This is a genomic window from Janthinobacterium sp. PC23-8 (genome assembly GCF_002250505.1).
In the GTDB taxonomy this organism is placed as follows: Bacteria; Pseudomonadota; Gammaproteobacteria; order Burkholderiales; family Burkholderiaceae_D; genus Janthinobacterium.
Genome location: NZ_NJGY01000003.1, coordinates 347858 through 361467 on the forward strand (window position 1 = coordinate 347858; position 13610 = coordinate 361467).

At 64.0% G+C, this 13610-nt stretch carries 13 protein-coding genes; 9 read left to right on the forward strand and 4 right to left on the reverse strand.

Annotated features, from left to right (window positions below; genetic code table 11):
* Positions 1-27 precede the first annotated feature (27 nt).
* Positions 28-1605 (reverse strand): MFS transporter, encoded by a 1578-nt coding sequence (locus CD932_RS21090; RefSeq protein WP_094444763.1) that lies wholly within the window; start codon positions 1603-1605, stop codon positions 28-30.
* Between the two features lie 105 nt (positions 1606-1710).
* Here CD932_RS21090 and CD932_RS21095 point away from each other — a divergent pair, with 105 nt between their 5' ends.
* The 7 genes from CD932_RS21095 to phaP all read left to right on the forward strand — a co-directional run bounded on the left by CD932_RS21095 (position 1711) and on the right by phaP (position 9275).
* On the forward strand, positions 1711-2622 hold the full coding sequence (locus CD932_RS21095; RefSeq protein ID WP_094445297.1) for a LysR family transcriptional regulator: 912 nt from the start codon (positions 1711-1713) through the stop codon (positions 2620-2622).
* A gap of 292 nt (positions 2623-2914) precedes the next feature.
* Positions 2915-4024: a patatin-like phospholipase family protein gene (locus CD932_RS21100; RefSeq protein WP_254926697.1), complete on the forward strand. Its 1110-nt coding sequence runs from the start codon at positions 2915-2917 to the stop codon at positions 4022-4024.
* Between the two features lie 71 nt (positions 4025-4095).
* The gene (locus CD932_RS21105; protein ID WP_094444765.1) at positions 4096-5730 is read left to right on the forward strand and encodes a methyl-accepting chemotaxis protein; all 1635 of its coding nucleotides are present in this window, start codon (positions 4096-4098) and stop codon (positions 5728-5730) included.
* A 143-nt stretch (positions 5731-5873) separates the two neighbouring features.
* On the forward strand, positions 5874-6725 hold the full coding sequence (locus tag CD932_RS21110) for a creatininase family protein (protein ID WP_254926698.1): 852 nt from the start codon (positions 5874-5876) through the stop codon (positions 6723-6725).
* Between the two features lie 60 nt (positions 6726-6785).
* On the forward strand, positions 6786-8063 hold the full coding sequence (locus CD932_RS21115) for a YncE family protein (RefSeq protein WP_094444766.1): 1278 nt from the start codon (positions 6786-6788) through the stop codon (positions 8061-8063).
* Positions 8064-8070: 7 nt separating this feature from the next.
* A complete protein-coding gene (locus tag CD932_RS21120; protein ID WP_094444767.1) occupies positions 8071-8385 on the forward strand; it encodes a DUF2628 domain-containing protein in 315 nt (104 codons plus the stop codon).
* Between the two features lie 245 nt (positions 8386-8630).
* Positions 8631-9275 carry a TIGR01841 family phasin gene (phaP, locus tag CD932_RS21125; RefSeq protein WP_094444768.1) on the forward strand — a complete coding sequence of 215 codons (645 nt, stop codon included), beginning with the start codon at positions 8631-8633 and terminating at the stop codon, positions 9273-9275.
* Between the two features lie 110 nt (positions 9276-9385).
* On the opposite strand, the gene CD932_RS21130 is transcribed toward phaP, so the two are convergent.
* Together CD932_RS21130 and CD932_RS21135 are read right to left on the reverse strand one after the other, a co-directional pair.
* Positions 9386-10288, reverse strand: coding sequence for an alpha/beta hydrolase (locus CD932_RS21130; RefSeq protein WP_094444769.1), 903 nt, complete (start codon positions 10286-10288; stop codon positions 9386-9388).
* Between the two features lie 87 nt (positions 10289-10375).
* On the reverse strand, positions 10376-11266 hold the full coding sequence (locus CD932_RS21135; protein WP_094445299.1) for a LysR family transcriptional regulator ArgP: 891 nt from the start codon (positions 11264-11266) through the stop codon (positions 10376-10378).
* A gap of 456 nt (positions 11267-11722) precedes the next feature.
* Between CD932_RS21135 and CD932_RS21140 the strand changes: the two genes are divergently transcribed.
* Positions 11723-12328, forward strand: a complete 606-nt coding sequence (locus tag CD932_RS21140; protein ID WP_094444770.1) for a LysE/ArgO family amino acid transporter — start codon at positions 11723-11725, stop codon at positions 12326-12328.
* Positions 12329-12402: 74 nt separating this feature from the next.
* Positions 12403-12861: a thioredoxin TrxC gene (trxC, locus tag CD932_RS21145; RefSeq protein WP_094444771.1), complete on the forward strand. Its 459-nt coding sequence runs from the start codon at positions 12403-12405 to the stop codon at positions 12859-12861.
* Between the two features lie 98 nt (positions 12862-12959).
* Here trxC and CD932_RS21150 read toward each other — a convergent pair whose 3' ends face one another.
* Positions 12960-13598 carry a TetR/AcrR family transcriptional regulator gene (locus CD932_RS21150; RefSeq protein WP_094444772.1) on the reverse strand — a complete coding sequence of 213 codons (639 nt, stop codon included), beginning with the start codon at positions 13596-13598 and terminating at the stop codon, positions 12960-12962.
* Positions 13599-13610 lie beyond the last annotated feature (12 nt).

The following is a 13610-nucleotide window of genomic DNA, read 5'->3' on the forward strand; positions in this document are numbered from 1 at the left end:
GGTCGGCATGCTTGATAGAATTTTAAGTCATAAGCTAGTGCGGTCCTGATCTAAGCGCAGCAGTTCTGCCCGCGTCACGAAGCGCTCATGCGTGCCATGCCGGGAGCAGGCGAACGTGCCGGCCGGCTGGCGCAAGAAGGCCAGCAGCAGCGCCGAAGCCGTGCTGATGGCGGCCAGCACCTGCAGCAGATGGCGGAACGCCGCGCCATAGGCTTGCGCCAGTTCCTGCACGCTGGCGTGCGGCAGCAGCGCGGCGGCCTGGCGCAAGTCGCCGATCGCCAGCAGGGGCGCGGCGAGGACGGCGGCGGATGAATCCACGCCGGACAGCGCACGCAGCGCCGTTGCGGTGAATGTGGCCAGCAGCGCGGCCACGATGGCCAGCGCAATGCCTTCGCCGGCCACGCGCGTGGTATTGAAAATGCCGGCCGCCATGCCGGCCCGCTCCACCGGCACCACGCTCACCGCCAGGCCATCCATCAAGCCCCAGGGCAGGCTGATGCCGGCGCCGATCAGCAGCAGCGGGCCGAGCAGGGTGGCGGCCGGCACGCCGGGCGCACATAGTGACAGCCACAGCAGGCCGCCGCTTGTCAGCAGCAGGCCGGCGCTGCAAATATGCGCCGCCAGCAGGCGTTGCGCCGCCAGGCCGGCCAGGATCGGCAGCACCAGCATGGGCGCCGACAGGGCCAGCATCATGGCGCCGGCCGCATAAGCGCTGTAGCCCTCGATGCCGATCAAACGCGCCGGCAGCAGCACCAGCAGCACCACATAGGAAAATGCAGGCGCGGCGGCCAGCAGCTGCACGCCGGCAAAGGCGGGCAGGCGGAACAGCGACAGATCCAGCATGGGCCGCGCATGGCGCCGCTCGACCAGCAAGAACAGCGCCAGCAGCAGCGCCGCGCCAGCCAGCAAGACGCAGCTGCTCGGGCTGCTCCAGCCACTGTGGGGCGCCTGCAGCAAACCATAGGTCAGGAGCGACAGCGCGCCGGTGAAGCTGAGGGCGCCTGCAATATCGAGCCCGGCCGCTTGCGGATCGCGCGATTCGCGCATGGTGCACGCCGCCAGGATCAGCGCCGCCAGCCCCGCCAGCGCGGTGAGGGCAAACAGGCTGCGCCAGCCGAGGGACGCGACCAGGCTGCCTGCCGCGATGGGGCCAAAGGCCAGGCCGGTGCCAAAGGACGTACCGATCAGGCTGAAGGCGCGCGCCCTGGCCGCGCCGTCGAATTCCTGGGCCAGCGCCGCCAGCCCGCTGGACAAGGCCAGTGCGCAACCGAGGCCCTGCACGGCGCGCAGCAGGCCCAGCACTGCGATGCTGGGCGCATAGGCCAGGGCCAGGGCGGCGGCGGTGAATACGGACAGGCCGAGCAGGAACAGGCGCTTGCGGCCATGGCGGTCGGCCAGCGCGCCGGCCGCCATCAGGCAGCTGCCAAAGCTGAGCATGAAGGCATTGCTGATCCAGGCCAGCGCCAGTGGGCTGCCGTGCAGATCAAAGGCAATCGATGGGATGGCAATTGCGGGGCCGGTGAAACTGAGCGGCATGCACAGCGCGGCCAGGCAGACGGCGGCCAGCACCAGCCGGCGCCGTGTTCTTGGGGAAACAGAAGTCATGGGAGGCATCCGGTGAGAGAGGAATTCCATGATAGGATGGCTTGAATGATAGAAAAAGTGGCTGAAAATCCATTCATAACGGACAAAAACGCTCTAATTATGGCGATCGACAACCTCAACGGCATTGCCGCCTTCGTGCATGCGGCGCAAACCTGCAGCTATGTGGCGGCCGCACGCAAGCTCGGCGTGTCGGCTTCGGCGGTGGGCAAGAGCGTGGCGCGGCTGGAAGAGAAACTCGGTGTGCGGCTGCTGAACCGCAGCACGCGCCGCATCAGCCTGAGCAACGAGGGCGCGCTGTTCTACGAACGTTGCCAGCGCATCCTGGCCGATATCGACGATGCGCAGGTGGAACTGTCGCATCTGGCCGGGGCGCCGCGTGGCAAGCTCAAGGTCAGCCTGCCGGTGATCGGCTACCGCATTATCCTGCCGCTGCTGGCCGAATTTACCAGGCTGTATCCCGAAATCGAGCTCGATCTCGATTTCAATGATCGCCTGGTCGACGTGGTGGCCGAAGGCATCGACGTGGCCGTGCGCAGCGGCGCCCTGACCGACTCGCGCCTGATGGCGCGCGAACTGGGGCCGTTTGCGTTTGCCATCGTCGGTTCGCCTGCCTATTTTGCCCGCCACGGCGTGCCGGCCACGCCGCAGGCGCTGGCCTCGCAATTGCATGCCTGCGTGCGCTACAAATTCCCCGGCACCGGCAAATTGCAGGAGTGGGCGCTATCGCATGGCGAGGCGCCTGCCGCACCGGAGTTGCGCTTGCGTACCGTGCTCACCTGCAACAATATCGAAGCGCTGATCGGCGCGGCCAGCATGGGCGTGGGCCTGGCTTATTTGCCCGACTTTATCGTGCGAGACGCCGTGGCGCGGGGCGAACTGCAAGCGGTGCTGCAGCCATACCTGCTGGCGTCGAGCAAGTTCTGGGTGCTGTGGCCATCGAGCCGCCATCTGTCGCCCAAGCTGCGGGTATTCGTCGACTTTCTGTGCGCCCATCTGCATTTCTCCGCCGGTTCCTGAGACTGCGCTTCCGGCACGGTTCTGAAGTTGCCAAATTTTCCATGCAGCAACACTTCTTGACAGTCTTTCATAATATTTTTTTTGCTGCACTGCAACACCGGCAGGCCGCATGAACACTGCTTATGGTATTTCTGAATATCGCATATACGACAACTAAATTGCCATATGGAATTAATTTATGTTAATTTAATATCGCATTTTGCAACATTGTTTCACTAAGATAGTGTTGCGGACAGCACAAGCGATTATTCATCCCAGGGGCGCATGACTGCTCCGCCATTCAGGAGTGTGCATGAAACCTAGCAATGTAAAAGTCCCCGCCGTGGCTTCGATGCCGGCCCGCAAGACCGGTTTGCTGCTGGGCGGCGGCGCCCCCAATTCCACCCTGATCGCCGGCGCGCTGGCCGCCTTTGTCGACGAAGGGATCGAGTTCGACGTTATCTCCGCATCGGGCGCGGGCGTTCTGATGGGCTTGCTCTACACCACGCCGCACGAGGCGACGCCGCGGCAGGCGCTGCAAAGCTGGGCCGATACCGGGGTCGCCGACAGCATCTACAAGATGATCCCGATTAACTACAAGATTTTCCAGAAGCCGGGCATGCAGGCCAGCACGTTCCGCGACGTGTTCCAGCCACCTGCCAGCAATCCTTTCGTGCAAGCATTCAAGCAAACGTTTGCGGGGGCGCCTACGGCCTGGTCGGACTGGGGCAAGCTGATGCTGTCGTCGCTGTCGCCATCGGATCTGTCGTCAAAAAGCCTGGGCCTGTGCGCGCACTTGCCCTTCCTGGAAAAAGCCGTGGATTTTTCGGGCGTGAAAACCATGCGCCCGCAGTTCTACATCAATGCCTACAACCTGACCGAACACCGCATGCAGAACTGGGGCAAGCATGAAATCGCGCCCGAACACGTGCGTGCGGCGCTGTCGTTTCCGTTCCTGTACGCACCGACCACGATCGACGGCAACGACTACATCGAAGGCGCGGCGCTCGACACCCTCAATTTCGATCCGTTTATCGAAGGCAAGGGCGAACATCACGATGCCGATACCCTGGTCATTCTCGACATCCTCGGCGATGAGCGCCTGCTGCGCAAGCCGCGCAATCTGTACGACGCCTGGGTGCGCTCCATCATTACGCCGCTGGTGAAAATTTCCAAGTCCGAGCTGCGCCTGTTCGAGCTCGAGCACAACACGGACGCGCGCACGGGCCAGCCCAAGCGCCGCCTGCTCAAGCTCGACCTGATGGGGGGCATCCCGGAGCAGCACTGGCCCGACACCCTGGACTGGTCCAGCTCGAACATGCAGTTGCTGTTCGACGTGGGCTACAAGGCCGGCGCCGCCTTCTGCCGCGAGCATGGCGACTTGTTGCGCCGCACGCCAGAACAGTCGGCGCTGGCCGCATAAGCTGTCGCCGCGCCGCTCCGCTCCGCTCCATTCATTTCAATCATTACTCCTGCTTCACTGACGAGGACACCATGAATATCACCAAGCAATTAATCCTCACGCTATCGATCGCCTTGCTGGCCCTGCTGTTGCTGGGCGCCGGCGGCGCCATCGAGCTCAAGCGCGCCCAGGCACGTTTCGATACGGTCCAGAACCGCATCATTCCCAGCATCCAGGGCCTGAACGCGGCGAAAGCCGCCCTGACCGACTCGCGCCTGGCCGGCTACCGGCTGTCGGTATTTTCCAACCTGGCCGACAAGACCGCGCTGGACAAGGCGCTGGCCGCTGCCAACAAGGATTTCGACGACCTGGTCGCCAAATACCGCGCCGAACGCCTGTACGACGAGACCGACCGCAAGATGCTCGATGCCGACCAGGCCGCGATGGAAGCCTATCGCCGCGCGCTGGTGCCGTTCTTCGCTGCCGCCTACGCGGGCGACATGGACGGCGTGCGCGCCACCTTGCTCGCCGGCACGCCGCTGGCCCTGTCGGCCGCCGCCGCCAAGAAAAGCATGGATGACCATATCGCCTACAACAACAAGCTGGTCGCCGACGTGAAAGCGGAAAGCCTGGCCGCCTATGACATGGCGATCAACACCATGCTGGCCGTGCTGGCCGTGGCCGTGCTGCTGACGGGTGCGCTGGCCTGGCATATCTACCGCACCATCAGCGGCGGCCTGGGCAATATCCAGAGCACGCTCGAGCGCGTCAGTTCCACGCTGGACCTGTCGGCCGCCATGCCGGTCGAGCGCATGGATGAAGTGGGGCGCACCGCCACCGCCTTCAACCAGTTCCTCGCGCGCATCGTCGAAGTGATCGCCACCGTGCGCACCTCGGCCGATACGGTCAGCGTGGCCGCCGGCCAGATCACGGCCGGCAATGCCGACCTGTCCGTGCGTACCGAGCAGCAAGCCTCCAGCCTGGAAGAAACCGCGTCCAGCCTGGAACAGCTGACCTCGGCCGTGCGCCAGAATACGGACAATGCGCGCCAGGCCAATACCCTGGCCGTGTCGGCCTCGGAAGTGGCCAGCAAGGGCGGCGCGGTGGTGGCGCAGGTGGTCGGCACCATGGGTTCGATCAATGCATCGGCCAGGAAGATCGCCGACATTATCGGCGTCATCGACGGCATTGCCTTCCAGACCAATATCCTGGCGCTGAACGCGGCGGTCGAAGCGGCGCGCGCCGGCGAACAGGGCCGCGGCTTTGCCGTGGTCGCCACCGAAGTGCGCAACCTGGCCCAGCGCAGCGCGGCGGCGGCCAAGGAAATCAAGGGCCTGATCGAAGACTCCGTCGAGAAAGTCAACACCGGCAGCGCCCTGGTCGACCAGGCCGGCGCCACGATGGAAGAGATCGTGACCAGCATCCGCCGCGTGACCGACATCATGGGCGAGATCGCCAATGCCAGCGGCGAGCAGAGCGCCGGCATCGAGCAGGTCAACAAGGCCATCTCGCAAATGGACCAGGTGACGCAGCAGAATGCCTCGCTGGTGGAAGAGGCCGCTGCTGCCGCAGCCTCGCTGGAGGAACGCGCCGTGGAACTGGTCGACGTGGTGGCCGTGTTCCGCCTGCGCGGCGAAGCGGGTGCACGCAAGCTGAGCGTGGCCGGTGGCTTGCCGGTGTCGACGGCGCCGCGCCGCGTGGAGCGTGCGCAGCGCCTGCTTGCCTGAAAAGTTTGCTGTAGTCAATTCGCAGCAAACAGTGTCAAATTAACGTGCCGTTGCTGCCGTGATGGAATACAATTCCTCGTGGCAGCAGCTTGCCTGGTCTTGCCAGGCAGGGCGTCACGCTTGATGACCACGAAAGATGTTTGATGATGAATTTGCAGTACCGCCTGCCACTGGCGCCTCGCGCCTGCCTGCTTGCCTTGTCCCTGACCCTCGCCTTGCCCTTGTCGTGCCTGGCCGCAGCGTCCTCGTCCAGCGTGATGCTGGAAGAACTCACCAGCAGCGAATTGCGCGAACGCATCGCGCACGGCGCCACCACGGCCATTGTCCCGATCGGCGGCGTCGAGCAGAGCGGCCCGTATATCGCGCTGGGCAAGCACAATACGCGCGCCGGCATCCTGGCGCGCCAGATCGCGCAAAAGCTGGGCAATACCATCGTCGCGCCGGTCGTGTCCTACGTGCCGGAAGGCGCGATCTCACCGCCGGCCGGCCATATGCGCCATGCGGGTACCATCTCGATACCGCCAGCCGCCTTTGAAGCCGTGCTCGAAGGCGCGGCCGCCAGCCTGCGCCAGCATGGTTTTCGCGACATTGTCTTTATCGGTGACCATGGCGGCTACCAGAAGAACGAACAGAACGTCGCGGCCAAGCTGAACCGCGCCTGGAGCACGGGCGGCAAGGGGCAGGACGCGCGCGCCTGGGCTTTGCTCGACTATTACGACATCACCCAGACAAAATTCATTGCCGAGCTGCAGAAGCGCGGTTTCAGCACGGCCGAGATCGGCCTGCATGCCGGCCTGGCGGACGCGGCGCTGATGCTGGCGACCGAGCCGGCTATGGTGCGCAGCGAAGCCATGGTCCATGGCCCCAGGCCGGGCGTGGCCGACGGCGTGCGCGGCGACGCCACGCGCGCCACCGCCGAACTGGGCCAGATCGGCATCAAACTGCAGGTCGACACCTCGGTGGCGGCCATCAGGCAATGGCTGCAGCACAAATAACTCTTTCCTCCCGGACGCCAGCGGGCGCCCGGCATTTGCAACGACAATATGCGAACTGACATGAAAACACTCCAACGACGCACCCTCGTCACCGTTTCCGCCCTGGCCGCCGCACTGGCCGGCCTGGGCGTGGCCAGCCAGGTCATCGGCGCGGCCGTTTCTGCACCCGCCTCGGCACCTGCAGCGGCGGCGCCCGCTTATTCGCCACTGCCCGGCATGCCGCCGCTGGTGGACCCGAAAAACGTCTATGGCAGCATCGGCGCGGCCAACATGAGCGCCGTGGTCAAGGACCATCTGCCGCGCGTCTACGTACCCAATCTGCGTTCGAACGATGTGTATGTGATCGACCAGGAAAGCTTGAAAGTGGTCGACAAGTTCAAGGTCGGCCTGGGCCCGCAGCACGTGGTGCCGTCGTGGGATTTGCGCACCCTGTGGGTGGCCAACAATGCCGAGCGCACCGACAAGGGCAGCCTGACGCCGATCGATCCGCTGACGGGCAAGCACGGCAAGGAAGTGGCGGTCGACGATCCGTACAATATGTATTACACGCCGGACGGCAAGTCGGCCATCGTGGTGGCCGAAGCGCGCCACCGCCTGGACTTCAGGGATCCGCAGACCATGGCGGTGCAGTATTCGATCGACACGCCGCAGTGCGGCGGCATCAACCATGCCGACTTTTCGAACGATGGCCGCTACGCCATGTTCACCTGCGAATTCGACGGCACCATCGCCAAGATCGACCTGGTGGGTCGCAAGGTCGACGGTTACCTGAAGCTGCAGATGCCGGCCAAGCGCTTTGCCGAGTCCGGCCCTGTCGGCGGTCCGGCCAATGAAATCTGCAGCGTCAAGAAGGGCATGCCGCAGGACATACGCATTTCCCCGGATGGCAAGAAGTTCTTTATCGCCGACATGGACGCCGACGGCGTGCACATCGTCGATGGCGCCACCCTGAAGGAAATCGGCTTTATCCAGACCGGCGTCGGCGCGCACGGCCTGTACCCGAGCCGCGACGGCAAGAAACTGTACGTGGCCAACCGCGGCACGCACCGCATCCATGGCAAGCGCAATGGCAAGGGCAGCGTCAGCGTGATCGATTTCGCCACCGAAAAAGTGGTGGCGCAGTGGGTGATCCCGGGCGGTGGCAGCCCCGACATGGGCAATGTCTCGGCCGACGGCAAATACCTGTGGCTGTCCGGCCGCTTCGACGACGTGGTCTACCGCATCGACACCGCCAGCGGCGACGTGAAGAAAGTGAAAGTGGGCCAGGAGCCGCATGGCCTGACCGTGTGGCCGCAGCCGGGCCGCTATTCGCTCGGTCATACGGGCAATCTGCGTTAAGGATGGCATGAAAGCAGGCAGTACCTTGTACGCTGACGGCAGTGGCCGTTACGCGTACGTGCATGCGGGCTTTTCCTGGCCCGCGTTTTTCCTCGGTCCCCTGTGGGCGGTCGCCAAGCGCCGCTGGTGGTGGCTGCTGCCCATGCTGTGCCTGGACGTTGTGCTGTCGGCCTGCGCCGAGCTGGCCGATATCCAGGGCAGGGAGGCGGCGATGCTGCTGGCCAGCTGCGTGCAGCTGTCCTACCTGCTGCTGCGCGGCTGGTATGGCAACCGCTGGCTGGCGGCGTCGCTGGAGCGCCAGGGCTATACGCGGGTCGGTTGAAACGGCCTGCCCGGCCCGTATGGCGTCTTCTGCTCTGTCTTGCGCCTCGCCAAGGGTGCGCAGGCCCTGCTGCATTCTTTGCGCAGCCTTGCGCATCTTTGAGCCAGATCAACCCTGGCCCGTGGTGCTCACGTAGCCTTGTGACTCGCGTTGTAAAGCAGCTGTCCTCCATGCAGTCATGTTTCTCGCGTATAGCCTGATGCCGTTTTGGCGTCTCAATCCCATGTCACGTTAAAGGAAACTCCATGTATCCATACTCGCGTAATGTCACTCCTGCCGCAAAAAGCCACCTGGAAGCCCAATTGTCGTTCTTTAACGGCATCACGAAATCGTTGTTCCATTCGGTGCAGCAAATCAGCGACCTGCATGTGCAACTGGCGCAAAGCCTGCTGGAAGAAGCCACCATCGCCACGCACAACATGATCACGGTCGAGCGTCCCGAAGATGCGCTCCGTGTGGCTGCCGCCTCGGGCCAGCCGGCCGCCGAACAGCTGCGTGTGTATCAGCAACAACTGTCGCGCGTGGCCGCCGACACCCAGGTGGAACTGGCCACTGTGGCCGAGCAGCACGTGTCCGAAACCAGCCGCACCGCCAAGGCCCTGGCCGAGGAAGTGGCCCGTACGGCTTCGGAAGAAACGGAAAAAAACCTGCGCAAGCAGCAAGAAACCATGCAGCGTATCGCAGAGCCGTTCCAAGCTTTCCAGAACGGTAACGGCTACAGCCGCGACCAGCGCGCCCAGGGTCGTGAAGGCCAGAGCCTGCAAAGCGGCGGCCAGGGCAGCGCCCAAGGTGGTGGCCAGTCCGCCAGCGAAAGCGCCAGCGGCGGTGCACAAGCATCGGCCAGCCATGCCACGGGCAGCCAAAGCAAGACCAGCAGCCGCAAGGAGTAAGAAACAGCATCGGCCTGCCAAGGCAGCGCTGTCGGCACGGGGACCGAGACCCGGGCAGGCAGCGCCATCCTGAACCCTGGCTGATGCGGTAGTTCGCCTGCGCCCGTCCCTTACCGGACGGGCGTTTTTGTTTCTGGCCCGCTGTTGGCGTCGATAAAGGCGCTGATATGGTCCAGCGTGGGCGCCAGCCTGCGCAAGGGACCGGCCAGCGAAGCGACCAGGGTAGCGTGGCTGACGCCGTCCAGATACTGTTCCGTCACGGGACGGCCTTGTGCGCGCAGGGCGGCGGCCAGGCCACCGGTGTTGCGCCTGGGATCGACCAGCTTGTCGTGGCCACGCCGGGGCGCGATCAGCAGCGCCGGCGGCGCCGTTGCCGTGACATGGTTGACCGGCTGCGAGGAGGCGGGCGTGTCGGGGAAGAAAAACACCGGTTTCGTATCCGGGTTCTCGATCGGCAGGAAGTCATACGGGCCGGCCAGGCCGATCCAGCCGCGCAAGTCTTGCTGGCGCATGCCGTGCCGGGCCAGCCAGCTGGCGTCGAGCGCCACCATGGCCGCGTTATAGGCGCCCGCGCTATGACCCATCACGAACAGACGGGCCGGATCGCCGCCGTAGCGGCGCACTTCGAGTGACGTCCAGGCCACGGCGCGCGCTGCGTCCTGCAGTATTTCCGGGTAATGCACTTGCGGATACAGGCGGTAGTCGGCGATCACTGCCACATAGCCGCGCGAGGCGAGCGCATGGCCGACAAACGCATAGTCGGCGCGCCCGCCGCTATTCCAGTTGCCGCCATAAAAAAACACCACCACCGGCGCCAGGCCCGCGTGGTGCTTCGGTGCATACACATCGAGCTTTTGCCGGGACAACGGTCCATACGACAGGTCGGGCGTGACTGTCGATGCGCTGCCTGAGGACAAGGCATTGATGGCGCTCAGCGGAGAACAGGCCAGCAGGCCGGCCGTTACGGGAATAAATGCGAGCAGAGTCAATATCGTGCTGCGTGCAATGCTCATGGAATCTGCCTGTGTTGAATTGTTGCTTGATTGTTGTATCAGTGTAGGCCTTGCGCGGCGGCAGGCGCACACTGCTGGCCAGTAGTCTTACGGTTGCAGCAGCCATGTGCGGGCCGTGGCGATCACCGCATCGGACAGGGTGCGCGTGAGCGGCGTCTGGATATCCCAGGCGTGCCAGATCAACGGCACGTCGAGCGCCTGGCCGGCCGCCACGTCGACCAGGCGGCCGCCGGCCAGCGCCGTTTCCGCCTGCAGCAGCGGCACCATGCCGTAGGCGTAGCCCATTTCGATCAGGCGCACGAAGTCGCGCGCCGAGCCCAGTACATGGTGCGGATAGCGGCCCGTATAGCCGAGCCGGTGTTCGAGGTAGCGTTCATGCAGCGCATCCTTGCTGCCGAAGGTGATGGCGGGCGCCTGGCTGACGGCTTCGGTCGTGAAACCGTCGGCAAACCAGCGCCTGGCAAACGTGGGCGAGGCCACGCACAGATAGCGCATGGCGCCGAGCGGCGTGGCGGTGGTGCCGGCCACCAGGTCGGTGGCGCTGGTGACGCAGGCAAACACGCGTCCCTCGCGCAACTGGCTCAGGGTATGGTCCTGGTCGTCGAGGCGTATGTCGAGCAGGCACGACGGCGGGTTCAAGAGCGGCCCCAGCGCTTCGGGTATCCAGGTGGCGGCGCTGTCGGCGTTGACGGCGATCGCCAGTTCCGGCAGGCGCGTGCTGGGGCCGGGCTGGGTGTCGAGCGCCGCTTCGAGCAGCTTGACTTGCCGGTAGTGGGCAATCAGGCGCTGGCCCGCTTCGGTCGGCGCCGGCGGCTGGCTGCGAATGACCAGCAAAGTGCCTTCCAGGTTTTCCAGCGTGCGGATGCGCTGCGAGACGGCCGGCTGGCTGATGGCCAGCGCCTGCGCCGCTTTTTCAAAGCTGCCCAGTCCGATGACGGCGTCGAGCGCGGCCAGCCCCCGGTAGTCGACTACGCGCATAAACATCTCTTATATAAGGTTAGAATCATTGATTATACTTATATTTACTTTTCCTTTACACTGATGTCTTAGGGTAACAACTTCCTTCGCGCGCGGCACCGCCGGCACAGCCGGCAACGCCAAGATCATGGCGCCCACCGTCCTTCTACCTTTTACAGCCTCGGCTAAGTAAGTGCCAAGAAATTATTGTGAAATTATGACGAACAGAACCGGATGGCGGAGCAGGGAATTCGCGGGACCTGTCCCGCGCCTGCGCAACGGTATCGCCTTGCAAGGCGATACTCCCGCAAAGGCGCCCGATGCGACGCAGTGCGGGCACTGCGAGCAGCGGGCAACGCCGCAGAGCGCCGGTTATGGAAGTCAGAATCCACAAGAATTTATGCGTACTTGCTTAGCCTCTTGCCGGCCGGGCGTGGGCGGCTGCGCGCGAACGGAAAGCACTGGAAAGGAAATACCATGGATAGCGCAATTTTTTTGAAAGGCATGGGCCTGGGCGCCAGCCTGATCGTGGCCATCGGCACGCAAAACGCTTTTCTGTTGAAACAGGGCCTGAAACGCCACTATGTGCTGACCTGCATCCTGGTCTGCCTGCTGTGCGACGCCCTGCTGATTTCGGCCGGCGTGGCCGGCATGGGCACCGTTATCGCCGACAACCCCAGCTTCCTGCTGTGGGCCAAGGCTGGCGGCGCCACCTTCCTGATCGCCTACGGCTTGCGGGCAGCGAAATCGGCCTGGCGTCCCGCCGCCTTGACGGCCTCGACCGCCAAGGCGCCGGACGGCTACTGGGCCGTGATCGGCGCGGCGCTGGCCTTCAGCTTGCTGAACCCGCACGCCTTTCTCGACACGGTGATACTGCTCGGTTCGATCGGCGGCCAGCACGAAGGCAGCGGCCGCGTGTATTTTGCCGGCGGCGCCATCATGGCCTCGGCGCTGTGGTTTTTCGTGCTCGGTTTCGGCGCGCGCTACCTGGCGCCCGTGTTCGCCAGGCCCGTCGCCTGGCGCGTGCTCGACGGTATTATTGCGCTGGTGATGTGGGCGATTGCCGCCTCGCTGTTCCTGTAAGCTACGCCTGCGGAAGGCGGCAGCGATTTCTGCTAAGGTAGGGTTTTTATGAATCAGCCAGCGGCTCCATTATCATGACCTCGACCACGCCAGAAGCCCTGCATATCGTCTGCCCCCATTGCGACGCCGTCAACCGGTTGCCGCCGGCGCGCCTGCGTGAGCAGCCTGCCTGCGGCAAATGCCATAAGGATTTGTTTACCGGCGCGCCGGTGGACCTGTCGAGCGCGCGCTTTTTGAAGCATATCGAGCGCACCGACCTTCCCGTGCTGGTCGACTTCTGGGCGCCATGGTGCGGCCCCTGCCGCACCATGACCCCGTTCTACGCCCAGGCCGCGCGTACCCTGGAGCCGGCGTTTCGGGTGCTCAAAGTCAATACCGAAGCGTCGCAGGACATCGCCGCCCGCTATGCCATCCGCAGCATCCCGACCCTGGCGCTGTTCCAGAACGGCATCGAAGTGGCGCGCCAGCCGGGCGCGGTCGATGCCAATACGATCATCAGCTGGGCGCGCTCGAAGGCGCAGTTGTCGGCGTAGTCATGGCTTCATGGGCGGCTATGTTCCGTTGGTGGACTGTGGCCGCCAGCTTGCCCGGTGCTTAATGCTCAATGCATGCGCTTGCAGTCATGGGGGCATTAATTCTGCCACGACCGTCCCGTGGCGATCGCCAGAATAAAGTCAAGGCGCCGCTCCTCCGAAGCACAATGTCCGTCCACGGCCTCGTCGTCGGCCTTCAGGACCAGCATGGTCCCTTCGAGTTGGGCGGCAATCAGTTCGACACGCTCGTCGAGTTGCGCAGGCGAAAGTGCGCCATTCACGGACTGCAGCACCGTGCGGATTCTGCTGAAGTATTCTTGATAGAGCTGGCGCAACATTTCCTCGATGACAGGGTCGCGCTGCGCCACCGAGGCCAACTCGAAGAAAAAGAAGCGCACCGAGCGGCGCGCGTTCATGCGCAAGTAGTATCGGCAGCATTCCCGGAACGCCGCTTCAGCGCTCGCCATGCTCTGTGTGCTGAGGAAGGCCGCAAGTTCGGCGTCGAACGATGCGACCGCCTGTTCCAATGCCGCATACTGCAGTGACTGGGTGGTCGGGAAGTAGTGCTGGATGTTGAAAAGTCTGATGTTAAGCGCCGTGGCCACACTTCTGAGCGAGAAATGGCTGACGCCATTTTGCAGTAACAAGTTGCGGGCCTCGGTGACAATGGCGGCGACCTTTTCGTTGCCGCGCATGGTCGGCGCGACCGGTATGAAGCTGTACAGCCTGGTTGACATGTTCGATGGTCT